The organism is Thioalkalivibrio sp. XN8 (assembly GCF_011058255.1).
Lineage (GTDB): Bacteria > Pseudomonadota > Gammaproteobacteria > Steroidobacterales > XN24 > XN24.
Genome location: NZ_JAALFH010000062.1, coordinates 164,010 through 186,721 on the forward strand (window position 1 = coordinate 164,010; position 22,712 = coordinate 186,721).

The window sequence follows — 22,712 nt, forward strand, 5'->3', positions numbered from 1 at the left end:
TTTGACGGCACCAGAAATTCCCCAGGAGACACCGGCATGAAGGGCGACCCGAAGGTCATCGAGCATCTCAACACGATCCTCAAGAACGAGCTCACCGCGATCAACCAGTATTTCCTGCATTCCCGCATGCTGCAGGACTGGGGCCTCGAGAAACTCGGGGAGAAAGAGTACGAGGAATCCATCGACGAGATGAAGCATGCCGATGAGCTGGTGCAGCGCATCCTGTTCCTCGAAGGCCTGCCGAACCTCCAGGACCTCGGCAAGCTGATGATCGGCGAGAACGTCAAGGAGATTCTCGAAGCCGACCTCGGCATGGAGAACAAGGCCATTCCCGACCTGCGCGACGCCATCGCTTATTGCGAGTCGGTCGGCGACTACGTCAGCCGCCACCTGTTCCGCGAAATCCTGAGCTCAGAGGAAGAGCACGTCGACTGGCTGGAGACGCAGCTCGGCCTGATCGAGAAGATGGGCCTGGAGAACTACGTCCAGTCCGCCACCTCCTGATCCGGCGCCGGCGGGGACTGTCCCGGGGACAGTCCCCAGGACCGGTCCCGCCGCATCCGGATACGCAAAAACAGCGAACTCTCATACAATCTTCTGGTCCTAGACCAAGTGGGCCGGTGCGCGTTGCGTGCCGGCCGCTATGTATCCACGCCCGGGGTTCACGACCTTGCAGAAAGCGATCACCACCGTCGTCGTCCTGGCCGCGGCCGCGCTGGCGGCTTGGATCTGGTTGGCCACCGGCAATGGCGGCGCCCCCGCCCAGCGCGGCGTCAGCGCGGAGGACCGCCCTCCCGTCGCCGTCGTGACCGTGGCCGCCCGGGCCCGGCCGCTGTTCGACGAGGTCGAGGCCCTCGGCACGACCCGGGCCCGCGAAGCAGTGGAAATCACCCCGCGCATCGCCAGCGTGATCACGGCCATCCATTTCCGCGAGGGCGAACTGGTCGAGGCCGGCGAGGTCCTGGTCGAGCTGGACAACGCCGAGGAGCGCGCCGCGCTGGCCGAGGCCGAGGCGCGCGTCATCGACAGCCGCGCCCAGTTCCGCCGCTCCCGCGAGCTGCTGGCCTCCAAGACCGTGTCCGAGTCCCAGGTCACCCAGCTCGAGGCCAACATGAACGCCGACGAGGCGCGGCTGCGCGCCGCCCAGGCCCGCCTCGAACAGACCCTCGTCCGCGCGCCCTTCGCCGGCCGCATCGGCCTCAGGCAGGTCAGCCCGGGCAGCCTGGTGAACCCCGGCGTCGTGATCACCACGCTGGACGACCTCTCCAGCGTGCGGCTGGACTTTACCGTCCCCGAGACCTTCCTCGGCGTGCTCGCACCCGGCCAGGCCATCGCCGCCAGCAGCGTGGCCTACGAGGGCCGCCGGTTCGAGGGCGAGGTCCGCACCATCGACACCCGCGTCGACCCGGTCACCCGCGCGGTCACCATCCGCGCCGACCTGCCCAACGACGAGGGCCTGCTGAAGCCCGGCATGTTCCTCACCGTGAAGCTGACCGGCGAGTCGAAGCTGCGCGTGGTGATCCCCGAGGCCGCGCTGGTGCCCGAGGGCGACCGCCAGAACGTGTACCTGGTGCGCGACGGCCGCGCCTGGCGCACCGAGGTGGCCGTGGGCCGCCGCCTGCCCGGCGAGGTCGAGATTCTCGAGGGCCTGCGGGCCGGCGACGAGGTCGTCGTCGAGGGCACGCAGAAGGTCGCCAACGGCGGCCGCGTGACCAGCGCCGAGCCGGTCGCGGTCCTCGGCGCGTCCTGACGCACCACCCCGCGGAGGCGCCGCCATGAAGATCTCTGAAATCTCGGTCCGCCGCCCCGTGTTCGCCATGGTGCTGTCGATGATGCTGGTGCTGGTGGGCCTGGCCTCGGCGCTGAACCTCTCGGTGCGCGAATACCCGGACATCGACCCGCCCATCGTCTCCATCGACGTCAACTACCGCGGCGCTTCCGCCGACGTGATCGAGACCCGCGTCACCCAGGTGATCGAGGACCAGGTCGCCGGCCTCGAGGGCATCGTCAAGCTGACCTCGCGCAGCCAGGACGAGCGCTCCTCGGTAGACCTCGAGTTCTCGCTGGACCGCAACGTCGACGAGGCCGCCAACGACGTGCGCGACCGCATCGGCCGCGTGCTGTCGCAGCTGCCGCCCGAGGCCGACCCGCCGCGCATCGCCAAGTCCGACAGCGACACCCAGCCCGTGATGTGGCTGACCTTCACCAGCGACCGCCACTCCACCCTCGAGCTGACCGACATCGCCGAGCGCATGCTGGTGGACCGCCTCTCGGTGGTCGAGGGCGTGGCGCGCGTGCGGCTCGGCGGCGCGCGGCGTTTCGCCATGCGCGTGTGGCTGGATCGCGAGGCCATGGCCGCCCGCGGCATCACGTCCGAAGACATCACCTCGGCGCTGCGGCGCGAGAACGTGGAGCTGCCGGCCGGGCGGCTCGAGTCCACCCAGCGCGAGTTCACCCTGCGCACCCGCACCGGCCTGGTGACGCCCGAGGACTTCGGCGAGCTGGTCATCCGCCGCGGCGGCGACGGCAATTTCGTGCGCCTGTCCGACGTGGCCGAGGTGCAGATCGGCGCCGAGGACGAGCGCAGCGTGGCGCGCGCCAACCAGGTGCCCGCCATCAGCCTGGGCATCGAGCAGCAGTCGAAGGCCAACACCGTCGAAGTCTCGCGCGGCATCCGCGCCGCCATGGAGGAAGTGCAGCCGTCGCTGCCCGAGGGCGTGGAGATCGGCATCAACTTCGACCGCGCCACCTTCATCGAGGCCTCGATGATGGAAGTGGTGAAGGCGCTCGGCTTCGCGCTCACGCTCGTGCTCCTCGTGATCTACCTCTTTCTCGGCAACGTCCGCGCCACGCTGGTGCCCGCCGTCACGATCCCGATCTGCATCATCGCCACCTTCTCGGTCATGGCGCTGTTCGGCTATTCCATCAACGTGCTGATCCTGCTCGGCCTGGTGCTGGCGATCGGGCTGGTGGTGGACGACGCCATCGTGGTGCTGGAAAACATCTGGCGCCGGGTCGAGGAAGGCGAGCCGCCGCTGCTGGCCGCGGTCAACGGCAGCAAGGAGATCGGCTTCGCCGTGGTCGCCACCACGCTGGTGCTGGTGTCGGTGTTCCTGCCCATCTCCTTCATCCAGGGCAACGTCGGGCGGCTGTTCCGCGAGTTCGGCGTGGCCGTGGCGGCGGCGGTGGCCATTTCCAGCGTGGTGGCGCTGACCCTGATCCCCATGCTCAGCTCCAAGCTGTTCAAGCATGGCGAGCAGCGCGGCCGCCTGACCAACTTCGTCGAGCGCGGCTTCAAGCGCATGAGCAACGCCTACCGCCGCGTCCTGGGGCGGATCGTGCCGAACCCGTGGCCGGTGCTGGCGGTGGCGCTGCTGGTCACCGTCGCGGCCGTCGGGCTGTTCCGGGTGCTGCCGAGCGAGTACGCGCCGCGCGAGGACCGGGGCATTTTCTTCACCCTGGTCACCGCCCCGCCCGGCGCCAGCCTGGAGTACACCGAGGCGTACGCGGACCGGATGGAAGAGATCCTGATGCGCTACGTCGACAACGGCGAGGCGCGGCGCGTGCTGCTGCGCGTGCCCGGCGGCTGGGGCTCCGGCGGCGGCGTGGACAGCGCGCGGGCCATCGTGCTGCTCGAGGACTGGGACCAGCGCGAGCGCTCGGTCACCGAGATCGCCGCCGAGGTGCGCGCCGAGCTCGACCAGCTGCCCGGCGTGCAGGCGCGCGTGATCACGCCGGCCGGCCTCGGCGTGCGCGGCGCCGACCGGCCGGTGCAGATGGTGCTCGGCGGCGCCGAGTACGCCCAGCTGGCGGCGTGGCGGGACGAGCTGATGGCTGCCGCCGAGGGCTATGCCGGCATCCGCGGCCTGGACTCCAACTACGAGGAGCGCCAGCCGCAGATGCGCGTCAACATCGACCGCAACCGCGCCGCCGAGCTCGGCGTGTCGCTGGAGAATATCGGCCGCACGCTCGAGACCATGCTCGGCTCCCGCTCCGTGACGACCTTCATCGACCGCGGCCGCGAGTACAACGTGATCCTGCAGGGCCAGGCCGAGGGCCGCGCCACGCCCGACGACCTTTCCAATATCTACGTCCGCTCCGAGACCAGCGGGCAGCTGGTGCCGCTGGGCAACCTGGTGACGCTCGACGAGCGCGCCGGGCCGTCGCAGCTGCGGCGTTTCGACCGGCTCCGCTCCATCACGGTCTCCGGGGGATTAGAGCCCGGCACTTCGCTGGGCGAGGCGCTGGACTCCTTCGAGGAGCTGGCGCGCGAGATCCTGCCGCCCGACATCCGCATCAGCTGGGACGGCGAGTCGCGCGAGTTCAAGGAGTCCGGCAACTCGCTCTACATCACCTTCATCATGGCGCTGGTGGTCGTGTTCCTGGTGCTGGCCGCGCAGTTCGAGAGCTTCCGCCATCCGCTGGTGATCATGTTCACCGTGCCGCTGGCCATCACCGGCGCGCTGCTCGGGCTCTGGGCCTACGGCGGCTCGATCAACGTCTACAGCCAGATCGGGCTGATCATGCTGGTCGGGCTGGCGGCCAAGAACGGCGTGCTCATCGTCGAGTTCGCCAACCAGCTGCGCGACCGCGGCCGCGAGTTCAACGAGGCCATCATCGAGGCTTCGGCCATCCGGCTGCGGCCGGTGCTGATGACCAGCGCGTGTACCGCGATCGGGGCCCTGCCGTTGCTGCTGGCGTCGGGCGCGGGGTCGGAGAGCCGGCAGGCGGTGGGCATCGTGGTGGTCTACGGGATGTTGCTGACCACGATCTTGACGCTGTTCGTGGTGCCGGCGGCGTACGCGGTGATCGCGCGGAACACCGAGTCGCCGGAGCACGTCACGCGGAAGCTGGAGAAGTTGCGGGCGGGGGAAGCGGTGAAGGCCGGGTGAGCTTGGAGTAATGTCGGAAATTTTTACAAAGCCCTTCGTCTCGACTTTATAACCACCTGTTTTTAAAGGATGTCGATGCCTGGCACGCTTCGTGCTCCATTATGTTAAGAGCGGGATTTCGGCGTCGAACTGCCCCTCCGTCGCCAATAACAGCAGGAAACGAGGTTCGGTGCAGGGCCAACCGAGCAGAGAGCAAAGTCATGAGAAAATTCATTGCATTAATCGCCTTGACGGGACTAAGCGCCCTACTGGCGCCAGCAGTGTCCGCAGCACCCATTCTGATCAGCGGTGGTGCCCTGAACGGCACGGATGTCGGCGAAATTGACAGGTTTGTCAAGGATGCTGGTTCGCTGGAGGTGGATGGCGTTTGTAAGCAGAACGGCAATAGTTCGAGTTGGAAAATCGAGAAATGCTGGGCGGAGTATGAACTGAAGACAACTCTGGTCTACGACGACAGCAAAGCCGAGGGCGTCCAGACCTTCGAAACCGACATGAACGGCGTCATCGCCTTCAAACTGGCCTTCGGGCCTGGGTATTACATCATCAAGAACTCGAAGTGGTGGGCGCTGGTCGAGAATCTCGACAGCCTCGACTGGGGCGTGATCAGGCTCGGCGATTTCGCGGATGGCCTCAAGCTCGACGAGGGTGTCCGAATCAGCCATGTGACCCAGTTCAACCCCACGCGCGTCCCCGAGCCCGGCGCCCTCGCGCTGCTCGGCCTCGGCCTGCTCGGACTGGTGGTCGTGCGTCGGCGCATGTCGACCCACTGACCGGATAAGAACGAAAAGACCAGCTGGAAGCCCCGCACTGCGGGGCTTCTTTTTGGGGACTGTCCCCAGGACCGGTCCTGGGGACAGTCCCCACCTCGCCCACCGCTGGTAGAATTCGCAGCCTGGATCCAGCGAGGCCTTCCATCGTGTCCGACACCCCGACCCGCACCGTCCGTACCCGCTTCGCGCCGAGCCCGACCGGCTACCTGCACATCGGCGGGGTGCGCACCGCGTTGTTCTCCTGGCTGCAGGCGCGCCGCCACGGCGGCGAATTCGTCCTGCGCATCGAGGACACCGACCGCGCCCGCTCCACCGAGGAGGCGATCCAGGTCATCCTCGACGGCATGGAGTGGCTGGGCCTGCGCGCGGACGAGGGCCCCCTCTACCAGACGGACCGCTTCGACCGTTACAACGAGATCGCGGCGCAGCTGCTGGCCTCGGGCCATGCCTATCACTGCTACTGCACGAAGGAAGAGCTGGATGAGATGCGCGCGGCGCAGATGGCACGCGGCGAGAAGCCGCGCTACGACGGGCGCTGCCGGGACCGCAAGGAGCCCAAGCCCGGCGTGCCGCCGGTGCTGCGCTTCCGCAACCCGGACCAGGGCCAGGTGGTGGTGGACGACAAAGTCCGCGGCCGCGTGGTGTTCGACAACAAGGAACTCGACGACCTGGTATTGCTGCGCTCCGACGGCGTGCCGACCTACAACTACTCGGTCGTGGTCGACGACATGGACATGGGCATCACCCACGTCGTGCGCGGCGACGATCACCTCAACAACACGCCGCGGCAGATCAACGTCTACCACGCGCTGGGCGCCGAGCCGCCGGTGTTCGCGCATGTGCCGATGATCCTCGGGCCCGACGGCGCCAAGCTGTCCAAGCGTCACGGCGCGGTCAGCGTGCTGCAGTACCGCCAGGAGGGTTACCTGCCGGAGGCGTTGCTCAACTACCTGGTGCGGCTGGGCTGGTCCCACGGCGACCAGGAGATCTTCTCGGTCGACGAGATGATCGAGCTGTTCGACATCGGCGACGTCAACAAGTCGGCCTCGAGCTTCAACCCGGAGAAGCTGCTGTGGCTGAACCAGCACTACATCAAGGAAGCGCCGCCGGCGCGGCTGGCGGCGGAGCTGCAGTGGCAGCTGGAGCGGCTCGGCGTGGAGTGCTCACGCGGCCCGGCGCTGGAGGCCGTGGCCGAGGCTTTCCGCGAGCGCGCCAAGACCATGCACGAGATGGCGCAGGCGGCGATCTTCTTCTACCAGGACTTCGAGACCTACCACGAGAAGGCCGCGCGCCAGCACCTGGGCGCGGCGGCGGCGGAGCCGCTGAAGCAGCTCATGGCGGGGCTGGAGGCGCTCGAGGACTGGCAGGCAGGGCCGATCCACGACATCGTCCAGGGCGTAGCCGAGGGGCTCGGCCTCAAGATGGGCAAGGTCGCCCAGCCGCTGCGCGTGGCCGTCAGCGGCGGCCCGGTGTCGCCGCCGATCGACGTGACCGTGGCGCTGCTCGGGAAGGACAAGACGCTGGCCCGGCTGCGCCACGCCGTTGTCGTTGCGGCGTCGGCCGGGGACTGTCCCTAGGACCGGTCCCGGGGACCGGTCCTAGGGACAGTCCCCATCTTGCCCGAGCCAACCGGGTTGGATATCATGATCGACTTCGCGTGGGGCCATAGCTCAGCTGGGAGAGCGCTTGCATGGCATGCAAGAGGTCGGCGGTTCGATCCCGCCTGGCTCCACCAAACTTCCTGCAGCGAACTGACACTGCAAACCTGCGTCCCCTTCGTCTAGAGGCCTAGGACACCGCCCTTTCACGGCGGCGACAGGGGTTCGAATCCCCTAGGGGACGCCACTTCCTCCCGGCGCCGGCGGCTCAGCCGCCGAACAGCTTGCGCAGCCCCTTCTTCACCGCATCCTCGGCGCCTTCTTTCGCTTCCTCCTTGGCGGCCTCCTCGGCGCCCTGCTGTGCCGCCTCGCTCACCTCGTCGATGATGGTGGGGCCGTCGCTGCCGCCCGGCCCGCCGCCAGTACCGTCCATGCCGTCCATGCCGTCCATGCCGTCCATGCCGCCAACGCCCATCGCGCCCAGGTCGAACTTCCGGTAGCCCGCCGGGATTTCGAACAGCTCATCCGCCTGCGGGCCGAGGTCGAGCCGCGTGATCTCGAACAGCACCCGCGTGCTGTCGCCTTCGGTGGTCGCGGTCATGTCGCAGCGCACGCCGATGTTGTCGTCGGTGAACCACGCATCGCCCTCGTAGCGCCCGTCCGGCCCCCCCTAGATCACGCGGTAGCGCGTCGTATCGAAGCCGTTCACCGTCTCGCGCCCGACTTTCGTGCGCTCGATGAGGCGGTACTCCTCGACCTGCTCGTTCTGCTCGGTGCCGAGGTCGAACTCCATGTACATGCCCATCGGCATGAGCATCTGGGCCTTGGTGCCGCCGTGGCGATAGAGCATGACCACGCCCTGGCCCTCCATCATCAGTTCCTCGCGGATGCGGCCGTCGTCGAAGTAGATGACGCTGTCGACCTGCTCGCCTTCGGCGGACATGCGCGCCTCGGCGCGGAACGGCGCGGTGACCTGGCTCACCTCTGCCATTTCGTTCATGCCGACGGCGATCATGCCGCCGAAGCCGTACGCCGCGCCGAACCCGGCACAGCTCATCACAACCAACACTATCCCCTGGCACAGCTTGCGCATCTGGAACCCTCCCCCGGTCAACTTGCTAAGTGGGCCATGAACATCGGCCGCGCGCCACGGAGCGTCAAACCGGCGCCCGCCGGGCCGCCAGAATTCGCCATGATCCGTCCGGGATTCGCCCGCCCCGGTCCATGGCCGCGCCCGCTTGCCGGCGCCCAATGCATCCATGGCATCCCTCCATGGAGCTCTCGACATGCGGCACCCGGCAACCACCCCCGACCCCACCTCCCGGTCCGATCTCGACTGGCGCGAGATCGCCAAGCGCATCGCGGCGCTGTTCGTGCTGCTCTTGCCCGGCATCGCCTGGTTCCCGGCGGACGCGGCCGCGGACCCGTACCGCGACGGCGGCCTGTGGCTGAAGGCGACCGCGGACGACGAGCCGGTGGCGGCCTTGAGCGTCGGCACGGAAATCCGCGCGCGGGTCACCGGCCACACCGGCCGCATCGAGGTCACGCAACGCTTCACCAACCCGCGCGACGAGTGGGTCGAGGGGCTGTATGTGTTTCCGCTGCCATCGGACGCGGCGGTGGACTCGCTCGAGATGGAGGTCGGCGACCGCGTGATCCGCGGCGAGATCCAGCCGCGCGAGCAGGCGCGCGAGACCTATGAGAAGGCGCGGGACGCCGGTCAGAGGGCCAGCCTGGTCGAGCAGGAGCGGCCGAACCTGTTCACCACCAGCGTGGCCAACATCCCGCCCGGCGGCGAGATCACGGTGCGGATCGCTTATCTCACGGTGATTCCCTGGCGGGACGCGCGTTACTCGCTGAAGCTGCCGCTCGCCGTCACGCCGAGGTTCTCGCCCGACATGCCGCTCGATGCCGCCGCCCCGTTGGCGGCGCTGCATTCCCGCGCCGCCAATGAGTGGCTGGGCGCCACCACCACGCCCGAGCGCGTCGGCCCCGCTGTCCAGGACGCGCGCATCGAGATCGAGCTCAACGCGGGGCTGCCGCTGGCGCAGCTGGAAAGCCGCAGCCATGCGATCGCGGTGGACGCCGGCGGGGCCGGGGCCGGGGCCGGGCGCCGCCAGGTGCTGGCGGCCGCGGCGCCCATGGATCGGGATTTCGAGCTGAGCTGGACGCCCGTGCTGGCGCCGGACACCCAGGCGGCGCTCTACACCGAGACTTTCGGCGGCGAGACCTATGCGCTGCTGCTCTTGGTCCCGCCCGCCTGGGGACTGTCCCCGGGACAGTCCCCACCCCGCGACGTCATCTTCATCATCGACACTTCCGGCTCGATGGGCGGACCGCCGATGGAACAGGCGAAACGGGCGCTGGCGCTCGGCATCACCCGCCTCGGCCCGCAGGACCGCTTCAACGTCATCGAGTTCAACAGCGAGGCGCGCGCCCTGTTCCGCGGGCCCATGCCGCTCGATGCAAATACCCGCCGCACGGCCCAGCGCTTCGTCGCCGGGCTGGAGGCCAACGGCGGAACGCACATGCGACCGGCGCTCGAGCTGGCGCTGGCGATGCCGGCGACGTCCGGCCTGCTGCGGCAGGTAGTGTTCGTCACCGACGGCAGCGTCAGCAACGAGACCGAGCTGCTGGCGCTGATCGAGCGGGACCTCGGCGAGGCGCGCCTGTTCAGCGTCGGGATCGGCCCGGCGCCGAACGACTGGTTCATGCGCGAACTGGCCACCGCCGGCCGCGGCAGCTACACCTTCATCTCCGACCCGGCGGCCGTGGCCGCCCGCATGGGCGAGCTGTTCCAGAAGCTCGAGCAGCCGGCGCTGGTGGACCTGGAGCTGCACTGGCCGGGTGGACAGGCGCCCGAGCTGGCCACGCCGCTGCCGCGGGACCTGTACAGCGGGGATCCGCTGGCGGTCGTGGCCCGGCTGGGACCGGTCCTGGGGACTGTCCCCAGGACCGGTCCCTCCGTCACCCTGCTCGGCTACGCCGGCGGCAGCGCCTGGAGCCGGCAGGCGCCCCTGCAAGCGCTCGCCGGCGAGGCGGGCATCGCCAGGCTCTGGGCGCGCGAGCGGATCGCGGAGCTGGGCCGGCACAAGCGGCTGACCAGTGGCGCCATGACCGGGCGGCTGTCGCGTGAGCAGCTCGACGCGGAGATCGAGGCGGTGGCCATGCAGTACGGCCTGGTCAGCGAGCGCACCAGCCTGGTGGCCGTGGACGTCACGCCGGCCCGCCCTGAGGGCGCGCCCGGCCGGCTGGAGCAGGCGCCGACCGCCGCGCCCGCCGGCACGGCCTGGTCCCGCTCGGCCGCCTTCGCCCGGACCGCCACGCCGGCCGCGATGCTGGCCTGGTTCGGCACCGTGCTGCTGGCGCTGGCCGGCCTGTTGCTGGCCCCGCGCCGGCCTCGCTGGCTGCACCCGTGACCGGCGCCCGCACGCGCCGGCTGGCGGCAGTCGCGGCGCTGCTGCTCGCGGTCGCGTGTTTCGGCCAGGCGGGCTGGATCCACGCCAAGGCCTGGCTGGCGCAGGCCCTCATCGCGCGGGCTTTCGAGGTGGGGACCGGTCCTGGGGACAGTCCCCAGGAGCGGGCCTGGCCGTGGGCCGACACGCACCCGGTGGCGAAACTCCGCCTGCCCGGCGCCGAGCGCCCGCTGTTCGTGCTGGCCGGCAACAGCGGCCGCAACCTCGCCTTCGGGCCGACCCTCGACCCGGCCGGCGCGCTGCCGGGAGACCCCGGCAACAGCATCATCGCAGCTCATCGCGACACCCACTTCCGCAGCCTCGCCACGCTGGCCGCCGGCGACCGCATCGAGGTGGAGCGCCGCGACGGCCGCCGGCTGGCCTTCGTGGTCACCGCGGTCGAGGTCGTGGACAGCCGCCGCGCGCGCCTGGCCCTGGACACCGGCGCGCCCCGGCTGACCCTCGTGACGTGCTATCCCTTCGACGCCGCCGATCCCGGCGGCCCCCTGCGCTTCGTAGCCACGGCGGTGCCCGCGGGCCGGCTCTGAGCGGTCCCGCGGCGCCGCCGGGGAGGTTATGATGCGCGGATGAAGACACTCAAGCCGCTCATCATCGTCGCCATCGCCCTGGTGCTGGCGTATGTCCTCGCCACCTTCTGGGTCGGGCACCGGGTGCAGGCCGAGATGGACCAGCTCGCCGCCGCGCTGACCGCGCGCGACGACGTCCGCGTGAACCGCTTCGACTACGAGCGCGGTTTCGGGCGCGGCGTCCTGCACTACGACGTGACCTGGCAACCGGTGGATGCCGACCCGTCGCTGCAGGCGCTGGTCGACATGGGCCTCATTCCCGAGGACGGCTTTCCGTTGCAGGGCGACCTGCAGCTGCGCCAGGGCCCGTGGGTCGGGGGCAACGCCGGCCTTGCGCTGGCCCGCACCGAGGGCCGTGTCGCCCTGCCGGAGACGATGCGCGCGGCCCTGCCGCAATACCCGGGCCAGGAGCCGCTGCTCCGGGTCGACGGGATCATGACCTTCGGCGGCCTGGTCGAGACCCACACCCGGGTGGTGGATTACCAGGGCCGCGTGACCCCGCCCGACACCGCCGGCTCGGCCCGGCTCGAACTGGAGGGGCTGCGGGCGATGACGCGCAGCACGCCGCGGCTCGACGAGGCGGTCGTGGAACTCCGGCTGGACCGCGCGCTGCTCGGCTTCGACGAGGGCGCGGACTCGGGGGAGATCGAGCTTGCCGGCTTTTACCTGGACGCCGACATGCAGGAAGCCCGGCCGCAGCTGTGGACCGGGACCAGCGGCGCCGGCTTCGGCCGGATCAGCCTGAGCTCGCCGGACGACACGTTCTCGCTCACCGAGGGGCGGGTCGCCTCGGACACGCGGCTGGAGGGCGACCGGGTCCACGCCAGGACGGCCATGACGGTCGGCCAGTCGACGATCAACCAGTACTCGATCCAGGGCGGCGAGATGACCATCTCGGTCCGCGATCTCGACGCGGATGCCCTGGCCGAGCTCGGGCGCCTCTCCAACGAGTTTGCGGAGACCGGCGGCCTGCCCGACTCGGACGAGGGCGTGGCAGAGTTCATGGCGCAGCTCGAACGCATCGTCGCCGGCAACCCGGCGGTGGCCGTCGAGCGGCTCAGCGTCGCCTTCGAGGCCCCCGACGACCTGGTCGGCAACTATCACGTGACCGTCGAGGGCGTTAACGAGCTGTCGCTCGAGTCGCTCGACGTGCTCGCCCGCGGCCTGCGCTCCACCGCCGAACTCCGGCTCAAGCAGTCGGCACTGCGCCATATCGCGCGGCGCATCGCGGCCGACCAACTCGTCCAGCCGAGCGAGGCCGAGCTCGACGAGGCGGCGGCGGGCATGTACCAGACGGCGGTCGCCGGCATGGAGGGGCTGCCCTTCGTCACGATCACGCCGGAGGAAATCGTGGCGGCCGTCGAGCTGCGCGACGGCGTGCTCTACGCCGGCGACACTGAGGTGATGAACATCGAACAAATGCTCGTGACCATGCTGTCCGGCATGGCCACGGCCGGCGTCGGCATGGGCACGGGGAGCCTGGACCCGGCGGCCGAGCCGCTCTACGGCCGGCTCGAGCTGGAATTCGATTTCGTGCCCGACCCGTACGAGATCGAGCTGCTGGCCGGGGGCGCGGACGACGTCGAGGTCATCCTCGGCGAGGGCTGCGTGGGGTTCGTCAACGGGATCAACCCGGACGTCGTGCTGAACTACGCCGCCGGGCCGAACCCGTTGTACATCTACGGCACCTCGGAGTTCGACACCAGCCTGGTGGTGCTCGACCCGGCGGGGCAATGGCACTGCAACGACGACGCCCTCGGGCGCGGGCTGGATCCCGGGCTCGAGTTCATCGCGCCTGCCAGCGGGGACTACGCCATCTGGGTCGGCACGCTGGACGGCAACATGGTCGAGGCCGTGCTGAGCATTTCCGAGCTCGGCATGTTCTGAGCCCGGCCGGCGCGGCGGGGTGGATCGAGCATAACCTGCGTCAAGTCCGGCCCGCCCGATCATGACGCCGGTCAGTCGGCGTGGCGGGATGGCTGACCTGGGTCAAGGCCCGCCGGGCCGGGGCTCGATTGACGGGGTTCGCGGCGGCCACTAGAATTTCGCGCCTTGCCCGGGCGATTAGCTCAGCGGGAGAGCGCTCCCTTCACACGGGAGAGGTCACTGGTTCAATCCCAGTATCGCCCACCATACAGACGAAAACGGCAGCCTCGCGGCTGCCGTTTTTTGTTGGGGACTGTCCCTAGGACCGGTCCTGGGGACAGTCCCCAGAGCGCTCAGTAATGCACTGCGCGCGGCAGTTCCTTGGCCTGGGCGACCCACTTGACCACGGTGCTCTCGCTCGGCAGCGCCCGCACCAGCTTCTTGGCCTCGTTCACCTCGACCATCTTCTTGTAGAGGTTGTCGGCGCGGCGCTGGGCCAGCTCCTTCACGGTGTCGACGCCAGCATGCTCCAGCAGGTCGGCATATTCTTCCCCGACGCCCTTGATGCGGGCGAGATCCGCACGGTTCACCCAGCCGAGGATCTGCTTGGCACTCAGGCCGCACTTCTCGGCCAGGTCCTTGCGGCCCTTCGGCGTGGCGCCCGCTTCGAGCAGCTTCGCCTGGTTCTTGATGCCAGCCCCTTCGAGCTTGGCGGCGCAGACCGGCCCGATACCTTCGATTTCCCTGAGTTTGGCCATCAGTACAGCTCCGTCGATTCGTGTTGGTGTGCAAGAGGATTGACCGATCGCAATACTAGCCAAAAACGGCGGCAAGCGCTCGTTTTGCTAGACTTCTGCAGTATTCATGCAGGAAACAGCCGACATCGTGGACGTCGCCTGGCAGGCCGTCCGGCCCTGGGCCGAGGGTTTGGGCATCCTGGGGATCGGCGCCGCCGCCGGCCTGCTCGCCGCCTTCGCCGTCCGCCTGGCGCTCAACCTGGTGCTGGCGCGACGCGACCCCGCGCTCGCCGACTCGCTGCGCCGCCGCTGCATGGGCGTGCTGGCGTCGTTCCTGCCGCTGCTCGGCATCTACCTCGCCCTGCCGGCGACCGACCGCCTGGTCGAGATTCCCTGGCTGCATGCCGTGCTGGTCAGCCTGCTGGTCTTCCATGCCGGCTTCCTGCTGGTCCGGCTGGTCCGCGTGCTGGAGGATGCGCTGGGGCGGCGGCTGCAGATGGACGTGGCCGACAACCTCCAGGCGCGGAAATTCCATACCCAGTTCCGCATCCTGCGCCAGGTGCTGACGCTGATCATCTGGCTGCTCACCGGCGCGGCGATCCTGCTGCAGTTCGACGGTTTCCGGCAGTTCGGCCAGGGGCTGCTGGCCTCGGCCGGTATCGCCAGCCTGGTGATCGGCTTCGCGGCCCAGCGCACGCTGGGCAACCTCATCGCGGGCTTCCAGATCGCGCTGACCCAGCCGATCCGCCTCGACGACGTGGTGGTAGTCGAGAACGAGTGGGGGCGCATCGAGGAAATCACGCTCACTTACGTGGTGGTGAAGATCTGGGACGAGCGGCGGCTGGTGCTGCCGATCAGCTATTTCCTGGAGAACCCGTTTACCAACTGGACCCGGAGCAGCGCCGAGATCCTGGGCACGGTGTTCCTGCACGTGGACTACACCGTGCCGGTGGATGCGCTGCGGGCGGAGCTGGAGCGGCTGGTGCGAGGGCACGAGGACTGGGACGAGCGCGTGGCCGAGATCATCGCCTTCGAGGCCCGGCCGACGACCTACGAGCTGCGGGCGCTGGTCAGCGCGCGCGACTCGGGCGCCGCCTGGCGGTTGCGCTGCCATGTGCGGGAGGGGCTGGTGAGCTTCCTCCAGCGCGAGTACCCCGAGGCCCTGCCCCGGTTCCGTGTTGGGGACTGTCCCTAGGCTAGGTCCTGGGGACTGTCCCCAGGACCTAGCCTAGGGACAGTCCCCGCTGCGGTAGTCCCTTATACAGTCCTGCTGCAGTGCGTTCATACTAGTCAGTGGCGTCTACCTACCCACATGGAAAGGGGGCCACGGGCATGGCTGAAGGCAACCGCCCGACCAGTTCCGACGCCGCCGCCGCGATCGACGAGGTCCTGCTCGCGGAGTCGGCAACGCGACAGGCCACGGAGGCCTGCCGCCAGGAGGCCGAGAGCACCCTCGAGGCCGCCCGGGAGGATGCGCGCCGCATCGCCCGGACCGCCAATGCCCGCATCACGAAGCTGCACAACCACTGCGACGCGCTGGTCCGTGAACGCATCGAAGCGATTCGCGCCGGCGCCCGCGACGAGGCCGTCCGCACCGAACTCAACACCGCCGACCGGGAGATGTTGCGGGAGGCGGTGGACCGCCTGGCAAACCGCCTGACCCGGCCCGGCGATGGCTGACGGCGCGCGCCTCGCCTACCTGCAGGCCCGGCTGCAGGCCCGCCACGGCGATCGCCCCTCGCCGGAGGAATGGCGGCTGGCCGAAGCCAGCGCCGACCTGTCCCACTACCTGGAGGCGCTCCGTCGCACGCCCCTGAAACGCTGGCTGGGCGACATCAACCACGAGCTGCCGCCGGAGGCGCTGGAGCGGCAGTTCCGCGCAGCCTGGCGGCATGCGGTGGACGAGGTCGCCGCCTGGGCGCCGGACGACTGGCGCGCGGCCATCGAGTGGCTGCGGTGGCTGCCCGAGCTCCCGGTCATGGACCACCTGCTGCGCGGCGGCGCGATCCCGCCGTGGCTGCGCGCCGACCCGGTGCTGAAGGACATCGCTTACGAGGAGCCGCAGCGCCGCCTCGAGGCCATCGAGGAGCACCCCCTGGGACCGGTCCTGGGGACAGTCCCCAGGACCGGCCCCCAGGTCGCAGAGCGCTGGCTCGACGAATGGCGCCGCCGCCTGCCGCGCAGCGCCTGCGGCGAGGACGGGGAACTCGAGTCGATGGTGCGGCGCATCCAGGCCCACCTCGAGGCCATGCGCGCCAGCCCGGAGCCGGACGGCCGCGCCCTGCGCAACACGCTGGCGGCCCACCACGTCCGCAACTTCCGCCGCCACGCGGGCACCATGATCGCAGCCCTGTCGCACCTGGTGCTGGACGGGCTGGAGCTCGAGCGGGTCCGGGCCGGCGTGATGGCCCGGCGCCTGCTGCCGGAGCGCCCGGAGGGCCGCACATGGGCATGAGGCCGCAGGCTGCCCGCTGGTTCGAGCTGCTGACGCCGCGGGACGAGCTGACCCGGGCGCTGGAGTGCCTGGCCGAGACCCGCGCCGTCGAGCTGCAGACCCACAGCCAGCCCGAGCAGGCGCTGGAACTGCCCGGGCTGCCCCAGGCGCTGGAGGAATACGGCGAGCTGGAACGGCGCTACGGCCACTGGTGGCCCGAGGGCGTCGTGCCGCCGGTCGAAGACGCGCTGGAGCCGGTCAGCGCCATGCAGGAGGCCCTCGAGCGGCTGCGGGCCTGGGCGCACGACGCCGAGCCGCTGATCGCCGACGGCGAGCGCCTCGAGATCGAGGCCCGGGAGCTGGGTGAGCTCCTCGAGGCGCTGGCGGCGCCCGACGCCGCGCTGCCCGACCTGCACCGGCTGGCCGAGGCCGGCCCGGTGCTGGCGGCGCGCTTCTATCGCCTGCCGCCGCGGGCTGCGCTGCGCTCGCTGCCCCCGTCCGTGCTGACCGAGTCCTTCACCGGCGCCGACGACACGCCCTACCTGCTGGCCGTCGGCCCGCTGGCCCAGCTCGAGGCGCTGGAGCGCCAGATGCAGGCGCTCAAGGCGCGCCGTGTGCAGCTGCCGGAATGGCTGCCGGCCGACCCGGCCGCCGCGCGCGAGGCGGTGGCAGAGCGGCGCCGGGAAGTCACCAGCCGGCGCGACGAGGTCAAGGCACGGCTCGAGGCGCTGGACGACCGGCACGAGCTGAAGCGCGCCATCGGCACCATGGCGCTGATGGAATGGTTCGCCGGCCACGCCCCGTCGCTGCCGGTCACCGACCATTTCGCCTGGGTCACCGGCTGGACCAGCGACCTCGACGGCCACGAAATCAACCAGGCGCTCGACCGGGGCAAGGTGCAGCACCTGCTGCGCTACAAGGACCCGCCCGAGGGCGTGGTCTGCCCGGTGGTGCTGCACAACCCGCGCTGGGTCCGCCCCTTCGAGCTGTTCCCCGGCCTGCTCGGCACGCCGGGCGCGACCGAGGCCGACCCCAGCCGCATCCTCGCGATCCTGGCGCCGGTAATGTTCGGCTTCATGTTCGGCGACGTCGGCCAGGGCGCGGTGCTGCTGGCGCTCGGGCTGTGGCTGCGCAAGCGCGTGCCGGTGTTCGCCCTGCTGGTGCCCTACGGCGCGATGTCGATGCTGTTCGGCTTCCTGTTCGGCAGCATCTTCGCCAACGAGCACCTGATCCCCGCGCTGTGGATGCATCCCATCGAGCATCCGCAGGACATCATGGTCATCGCGCTGGGCTTCGGCGTGCTGGTCCTCACCCTGGGCCTGCTGCTCGACGCGCTCGGCGCCTTCTGGCGCCGCCTGTTCGGTTACTGGCTGGCGACCCGCGCCGGGATCCTGGTCGCTTACATGGGCATCGTCGGCGCCTTCCTCAATCCCGACCTGCTGCTGTTCACCTGGATCGGCTTCACCTGGTTCGTGCTCGGCACCGCGCTGACCTCGCACCACAACAAGCTGCTGGAGATCCCCAAGGCGCTCGGCGAGCTGGTCGAGGGCATGCTGCAGCTGCTGGTGAACACCATTTCCTTCGTGCGCGTGGGCGCCTTCGCGCTGGCGCACTCCGGCCTGTCCGCCGCCATCATGGGCATGGCGGAGGCCACCGGCGGCGGCGTCGGCTGGCTGCTGGTGATGATCCTCGGCAACGCCCTGGTGATCGCGCTCGAGGGCCTGATCGTCGGCATCCAGACCACCCGCCTCTTGCTGTTCGAATTCTTCATCCGTTTCCTTACCGCCGAGGGCCGCCAGCTCAAGCCGCTGACCGGCCCAGGCTCCGCCATCCGACCGACCGGAAGGAGTTCCTCATGAAACTCGGGATGTACCTCGTCATGGCCATGACGGCCATCGTTGTGGGGCTGGTGGCCACCGCCACCTACCTCTTCGTCACCTCCGGCATGGCCGGGGCGCAGGAAGCCGAGGGCGCAGCCCTGGTCATCGATCCCGCGATCATGACCTGGGGCTTCATCTCCGCCGCCGCCTCGGCCGGCCTGTCGGCCGCCGCCGCGGGCTACGCCGTCGCCCAGGTCGGCAGCGCCGCGGTCGGCGCGCTGGCCGAGAAACCCGAGCTGATGGGCCGCGTGCTGGTCATGGTCGGCCTCGCCGAGGGCGTGGCCATCTACGGCCTGATCGTCGCCATCCTGATCCTGGGCAAGATCCCCGGGCTGGCAGGCTGAGGGGACTGTCCCCATGACCAGGCCCGTGCTCATCGGCGACCGGCTGACCGCGGCGGGGTTCCGCCTCGCCGGCCTGCGCACGCTGGTGACGGAACCCGCGGACGCGGGGCCCGTGCTGCGCGAGGCGCTGGAGCTGGGCGGGCCGGTGCTGATCACCGCCGCGCTGGCGGCGCACGTGCCGGCGGCACAACTGGAGAAGGCCATCCTGGCGGCTGCCCCGCCGGTGGCCGTCATTCCCGATATCGCGCGCAGCCGGGAGCCCGCCGACATGGGCGCCGCGGTGCGGCGCGCGCTGGGAGTCGAGGCATGAAGGAAGGCGACGGCGGCATCGTCCGCACCCAGGCCGACGCGCTCAAGGAACTGCTCGAGCAATCGCGCGAGCAGCAATGCCGCGAGCTCAAGGAACGCGCCGCCCACGAGGCGCGCGAACTCCGGCGCCGGGCGCGGCGCCAGGGCCGCGAGCGCGTCAGCCGCGCCGCCCAGGAGGAACGGGCGCGGCTGGAGCGGGAAGTGCGGCTGGTCGAGGCGGAGATCGAGACCGAGCTGCGCCGGCGCGAGCGGCTGCGCGACCTGGCGCTGCTCGAGGCCGGCCGCGAGGTGCTGCGCGAGGCGCTGGCCGCGCGCTGGCAGGACCGCGAGCAGCGGCTGCAGTGGGCCGCGGTGACCATGCAGGAAGCCCGCTACGTGCTGTTCGGCCGCGAGTGGACGCTGGAGCACCCGGCGGACTGGGCCGACGAGGAGCGCGACGCCGCCATCCTGTACGCCCGCGAAAAGTGCGGCGCCGAGGTAACCGCCGCGCCGGCGGACGAGCTCGCCGCCGGGCTGCGCATCCGCTGCAAGGGGGCGCTGGTGGACATGAGCGTGGCGGGGCTCATGGCCCACGTGCGCGCCATCGAGGGCGCGCTGCTGGCCGAGATCAACCGCGCGGAGGCGAACGCCGCCGAGGGAGAGACATCATGAGCAAGGCCGTCATCCAGTGGATCGGCGGGCCCGTGCTGAAGGCCCGCGTGAGCTCGCCGTTCCACGTCCACGAGGCGCTGGCGGTCGGCGAGCAGCGCCTGCTCGGCGAAGTCATCCAGCTCTCCGGCGACGTCATCACCGCGCAGGTGTACGAGGACACCACGGGCCTCCGTCCCGGCGACCCGGTGACCGGCACGGGACTGCCGCTGTCGGTGGCGCTCGGTCCCGGCATCCTCGGCCACATCTTCGACGGCCTGCTGCGGCCGCTGGGCGACGTGACCCAGCACTGGTTCAAGCCGGGCCTGGCCTCGAAACGCAGCGGGACCTTCGACTTCACGCCGTCGGTCACGGAGGGTGACGAGCTCGAGGGCGGCCAGGTGTTCGGCGAGGTCGCCGGCCCGGGCCCCGGGCGCGGCTGCCTGGTGCCGCCGAATATCTCGGGCCGGGTGGTCTCCGTCGTCGCGGCCGGCGAGTATGCCGAGGACGACGTGGTGCTGGTGCTCGAGGACAGTGAGGGGCGCGAGCGGCAGTTGTCGATGCAGCATGACTGGCCGGTGCGCCATCCGCGCCCGTCGGCGGGACGGCTGCCGGCCGACGCGCCCATGGTCACGGGCCAGCGCATCCTCGACACCCTGTTCCCGGTCGCGCGCGGCGGGCGCGCGGCCCTGCCGGGCGGCTTCGGCACCGGCAAGACGGTGCTGCAGGAGAGCCTCGCCAAGTGGTGCGACGCCGACATCATCGTCTACGTCGGCTGCGGCGAGCGCGGCAACGAGATGGCCGAGGTGCTGGACGAGTTCCCCGAGCTGGAGGATCCGCGCACCGGCCGGCCGCTGATGGAGCGCACGGTCATTATCGCCAACACCTCCAACATGCCGGTGGCGGCGCGCGAGGCCTCGATCTACACCGCCATCACGGTGGCCGAGTACTTCCGCGACCAGGGGCTGTCGGTGGCCCTGATGGCCGACTCGACCAGCCGCTGGGCCGAGGCGCTGCGCGAGGTGTCGGGACGGCTCGGCGAGCTGCCGGGCGAGTCGGGCTACCCGGCCTACCTGGCTTCCAGGCTGGCCGACTTCTACGAGCGCGCCGCGCGGGTGAAGACCCTGGCCGGCGGCGAGGGCTCGGTCACGGTGATCGGCGCGGTGTCGCCGCCGGCGGGCGACTTCTCCGAGCCGGTGACCAGCCATACCAAGCGCTACGTGCGCAGCTTCTGGGCGCTGGACCGCAGCCGTGCCCAGGCCCGCTTCTACCCCGCCATCCACCCGCTGACCAGTTATGCCGAGGACGTCGACACGCTCGCGCGCTGGTGGCAGCTGCAGGGCAACGCGGACTGGAAGGAGCACCGGCGGCGCCTGCTCACCCTGCTGGAGCAGCAGGCCAAGCTGGAGCGCATGGCGCGCATCGTCGGCAAGGATGCGCTGCCGGACGAGCAGCAGATGACGCTGCTGGCGGCGGACCTGATGAACGAGGGATTCCTGCGGCAGAGTTCCTTCTCCGACATCGACCGCTACTGCTCGCCCAAGCGCCAGACCGCGATGCTGCGGCTGCTGATGCAGTTCATCGACCAGGCCGAGGAAGCCGTCGCCAAGGGCATCGCCCCGGCGAAGATCGCGGCCATGCCGATCCTCCGGAAGCTGCAGCGCCTGGGCGAGGAGTTCAGCGAGGAGATGATCGAGGACAAGCCGAAGGTGGCGGCCGAGATCGGCGCCGCCTTCAACGAGCTGGAAAAGCAGGAGGCCGCCCATGCGAGCTGACGTGACACTGTCCGGCGCCGCCCATCGCCTCGAGGGGCCGCTGCTGTTCGCGCGGCGCGAGGCCGACGTGGCGCTCAACGACGCGGTCGAGGTCATCGGCGACGACGGCTCGGCGCGCGTCGGGCGCGTCTCGGCGGTGGACGACGACAACATGGTGATCGAGGTGCTGGAGTCCACCACCGGACTCGGCCTCGACGCCACCCGCATCCGCATCCTGCACCGGCCGCTGGAAATGGCGGTCGGGCCCAACCTGCCCGGGCGGGTGTTCAACAGCGTCGGCATGCCGATCGACGGCGGCCCGCCGGTGGCGGCGGCGCAGATGATGCGCATCGACGGGCTGGCGATCAATCCCGCCGCGCGCGACCTGCCGCGCGACTTCATCGAGACCTCGATCTCTACCATCGACTTGATGAACAGCCTGGTGCGCGGCCAGAAGCTGCCGCTGTTCTCCTGCGGCGGCCTGCCGCACGACCGCCTGGCGACCCAGATCGCCCAGCGGGCGCGCCTGCGCGACGCCGAGGCCGGCGAATTCAGCGTGGTGTTCGTGGGCATCGGCGTGCCCTACGACATCGCGGCGAACTTCACCCGCGCCATGGAAGAGTCGGGCGCGCTGGCGCATACCGTGATGTTCTTGAACCACGCCGACGAGCCGTCGACGCAGCGGCTGCTCACGCCGCGGTTCGCCTTGACCGCGGCGGAGTACCTGGCCTTCGTGGAGGGGCGGCATGTGCTGGTCGTGATGACCGACATGACGAATTACTGCGAGGCGCTGCGGGAGGTGTCCGCCAGCCATGGCGAGATTCCGAGCCGCAAGGGTTATCCCGGCTACATGTACTCCGACCTGGCGACGATTTTCGAGCGGGCCGGCTGCATCCGCGGGCTGCAGGGGACGCTGACCCAGCTGCCGATCCTGACCATGCCCGGCGACGACATCGGGCATCCGATCCCGGATCTCACCGGCTACATCACCGAGGGCCAGATCGTGCTCGGGCGGGAGCTGGACCGCAAGGGCGTGTTCCCGCCGGTCGAGGTGCTGCCCAGCCTGTCGCGGCTGATGGATGCCGGCACCGGCAAGGGCTTCACTCACGAGGACCACCCCGCCCTGGCCCACCAGCTGTTCGCGAGTTATGCGCGGGCGAACCGGGTGCGGGTGCTGGCGTCGGTCATGGGCGTGGAGGGGCTGCCGGAGAACGACCGCAAGTTCCTCGAGTTCGGCGACGCCTTCGAGGAGCGCTTCGTGTCCCAGTCCGAGCCGCGCACGCTGGAGGACAGCATGGCGCTGGGCTGGGAGCTGCTGCGCGGGCTGCCGGCCGGTGAGCTGACGCGGCTTTCGAGCACCCAGCTGGCGAAGTACATCGAGGCCGGGCCCGGTCCTGGGGACAGTCCCCAGGACCGGTCCCTGGCGGTCGCCGAGGGCGAAGAGGGCTCGGGGTACTGA

General features: G+C 70.2%; 20 protein-coding genes and 3 tRNA genes. 20 read left to right on the forward strand and 3 right to left on the reverse strand.

Annotation, left to right across the window (positions count from 1 at the left end; all coding sequences use genetic code 11):
* The first annotated feature begins 36 nt into the window (after nucleotides 1-36).
* From bfr to G6N75_RS09520, 7 genes are all read left to right on the forward strand, one after another.
* On the forward strand, nucleotides 37-504 hold the full coding sequence (gene bfr / locus G6N75_RS09490; protein WP_165348109.1) for a bacterioferritin: 468 nt from the start codon (nucleotides 37-39) through the stop codon (nucleotides 502-504).
* A gap of 166 nt (nucleotides 505-670) precedes the next feature.
* Entirely contained in the window at nucleotides 671-1,750 is a 1,080-nt protein-coding gene (locus tag G6N75_RS09495) for an efflux RND transporter periplasmic adaptor subunit (protein ID WP_165348110.1), read from the forward strand.
* Nucleotides 1,751-1,775: 25 nt separating this feature from the next.
* The gene (locus G6N75_RS09500) at nucleotides 1,776-4,892 is read left to right on the forward strand and encodes an efflux RND transporter permease subunit (RefSeq protein WP_165348111.1); all 3,117 of its coding nucleotides are present in this window, start codon (nucleotides 1,776-1,778) and stop codon (nucleotides 4,890-4,892) included.
* Nucleotides 4,893-5,092: 200 nt separating this feature from the next.
* Nucleotides 5,093-5,662 carry a PEP-CTERM sorting domain-containing protein gene (locus G6N75_RS09505; protein ID WP_206203042.1) on the forward strand — a complete coding sequence of 190 codons (570 nt, stop codon included), beginning with the start codon at nucleotides 5,093-5,095 and terminating at the stop codon, nucleotides 5,660-5,662.
* A gap of 146 nt (nucleotides 5,663-5,808) precedes the next feature.
* Nucleotides 5,809-7,239, forward strand: coding sequence for a glutamate--tRNA ligase (gene gltX, locus G6N75_RS09510; protein ID WP_165348113.1), 1,431 nt, complete (start codon nucleotides 5,809-5,811; stop codon nucleotides 7,237-7,239).
* Between the two features lie 82 nt (nucleotides 7,240-7,321).
* Nucleotides 7,322-7,397 (forward strand) — tRNA-Ala (locus tag G6N75_RS09515).
* A 34-nt stretch (nucleotides 7,398-7,431) separates the two neighbouring features.
* Nucleotides 7,432-7,507 (forward strand) — tRNA-Glu (locus tag G6N75_RS09520).
* Nucleotides 7,508-7,528: 21 nt separating this feature from the next.
* On the opposite strand, the gene G6N75_RS09525 is transcribed toward G6N75_RS09520, so the two are convergent.
* Together G6N75_RS09525 and G6N75_RS09530 are read right to left on the reverse strand one after the other, a co-directional pair.
* A complete protein-coding gene (locus G6N75_RS09525; protein ID WP_165348114.1) occupies nucleotides 7,529-7,861 on the reverse strand; it encodes a hypothetical protein in 333 nt (110 codons plus the stop codon).
* 69 nt (nucleotides 7,862-7,930) lie between these two features.
* Nucleotides 7,931-8,317, reverse strand: coding sequence for a DUF4412 domain-containing protein (locus G6N75_RS09530; RefSeq protein ID WP_165348115.1), 387 nt, complete (start codon nucleotides 8,315-8,317; stop codon nucleotides 7,931-7,933).
* A gap of 229 nt (nucleotides 8,318-8,546) precedes the next feature.
* Here G6N75_RS09530 and G6N75_RS09535 point away from each other — a divergent pair, with 229 nt between their 5' ends.
* From G6N75_RS09535 to G6N75_RS09550, 4 genes are all read left to right on the forward strand, one after another.
* Nucleotides 8,547-10,679 (forward strand): marine proteobacterial sortase target protein, encoded by a 2,133-nt coding sequence (locus G6N75_RS09535; RefSeq protein WP_165348116.1) that lies wholly within the window; start codon nucleotides 8,547-8,549, stop codon nucleotides 10,677-10,679.
* Nucleotides 10,676-11,263: a class GN sortase gene (locus G6N75_RS09540; protein ID WP_165348117.1), complete on the forward strand. Its 588-nt coding sequence runs from the start codon at nucleotides 10,676-10,678 to the stop codon at nucleotides 11,261-11,263. Before G6N75_RS09535 ends, G6N75_RS09540 begins: the two co-directional genes overlap by 4 nt.
* Before the next feature lie 39 nt (nucleotides 11,264-11,302).
* Nucleotides 11,303-13,189 (forward strand): DUF945 family protein, encoded by a 1,887-nt coding sequence (locus tag G6N75_RS09545; protein ID WP_165348118.1) that lies wholly within the window; start codon nucleotides 11,303-11,305, stop codon nucleotides 13,187-13,189.
* Between the two features lie 171 nt (nucleotides 13,190-13,360).
* Nucleotides 13,361-13,435, forward strand: a tRNA-Val gene (locus G6N75_RS09550).
* An 86-nt stretch (nucleotides 13,436-13,521) separates the two neighbouring features.
* Here the strand turns inward: G6N75_RS09550 and G6N75_RS09555 are convergent.
* A complete protein-coding gene (locus G6N75_RS09555) occupies nucleotides 13,522-13,926 on the reverse strand; it encodes a DUF4332 domain-containing protein (RefSeq protein WP_165348119.1) in 405 nt (134 codons plus the stop codon).
* 106 nt (nucleotides 13,927-14,032) lie between these two features.
* On the opposite strand from G6N75_RS09555, the gene G6N75_RS09560 reads away from it, so the two are divergent.
* The 9 genes from G6N75_RS09560 (at nucleotide 14,033) to G6N75_RS09600 (ending at nucleotide 22,712) form a co-directional block, all read left to right on the forward strand.
* Nucleotides 14,033-15,100: a mechanosensitive ion channel domain-containing protein gene (locus G6N75_RS09560; protein WP_165348120.1), complete on the forward strand. Its 1,068-nt coding sequence runs from the start codon at nucleotides 14,033-14,035 to the stop codon at nucleotides 15,098-15,100.
* Nucleotides 15,101-15,237: 137 nt separating this feature from the next.
* A complete protein-coding gene (locus G6N75_RS09565) occupies nucleotides 15,238-15,585 on the forward strand; it encodes a hypothetical protein (protein WP_165348121.1) in 348 nt (115 codons plus the stop codon).
* The gene (locus tag G6N75_RS09570) at nucleotides 15,578-16,360 is read left to right on the forward strand and encodes a hypothetical protein (RefSeq protein WP_165348122.1); all 783 of its coding nucleotides are present in this window, start codon (nucleotides 15,578-15,580) and stop codon (nucleotides 16,358-16,360) included. Before G6N75_RS09565 ends, G6N75_RS09570 begins: the two co-directional genes overlap by 8 nt.
* Nucleotides 16,351-18,198, forward strand: coding sequence for an ATPase (locus tag G6N75_RS09575; protein ID WP_165348123.1), 1,848 nt, complete (start codon nucleotides 16,351-16,353; stop codon nucleotides 18,196-18,198). The genes G6N75_RS09570 and G6N75_RS09575 overlap by 10 nt, the downstream gene beginning before the upstream one ends.
* Entirely contained in the window at nucleotides 18,195-18,563 is a 369-nt protein-coding gene (locus G6N75_RS09580; RefSeq protein WP_240901043.1) for an ATP synthase subunit C, read from the forward strand. The genes G6N75_RS09575 and G6N75_RS09580 overlap by 4 nt, the downstream gene beginning before the upstream one ends.
* Before the next feature lie 13 nt (nucleotides 18,564-18,576).
* Nucleotides 18,577-18,873: a V-type ATP synthase subunit F gene (locus tag G6N75_RS09585; RefSeq protein WP_165348124.1), complete on the forward strand. Its 297-nt coding sequence runs from the start codon at nucleotides 18,577-18,579 to the stop codon at nucleotides 18,871-18,873.
* A complete protein-coding gene (locus G6N75_RS09590) occupies nucleotides 18,870-19,523 on the forward strand; it encodes a hypothetical protein (protein ID WP_165348125.1) in 654 nt (217 codons plus the stop codon). Before G6N75_RS09585 ends, G6N75_RS09590 begins: the two co-directional genes overlap by 4 nt.
* Nucleotides 19,520-21,274, forward strand: coding sequence for a V-type ATP synthase subunit A (locus G6N75_RS09595; protein WP_165348126.1), 1,755 nt, complete (start codon nucleotides 19,520-19,522; stop codon nucleotides 21,272-21,274). Before G6N75_RS09590 ends, G6N75_RS09595 begins: the two co-directional genes overlap by 4 nt.
* Nucleotides 21,264-22,712 (forward strand): V-type ATP synthase subunit B, encoded by a 1,449-nt coding sequence (locus G6N75_RS09600; RefSeq protein WP_165348127.1) that lies wholly within the window; start codon nucleotides 21,264-21,266, stop codon nucleotides 22,710-22,712. Before G6N75_RS09595 ends, G6N75_RS09600 begins: the two co-directional genes overlap by 11 nt.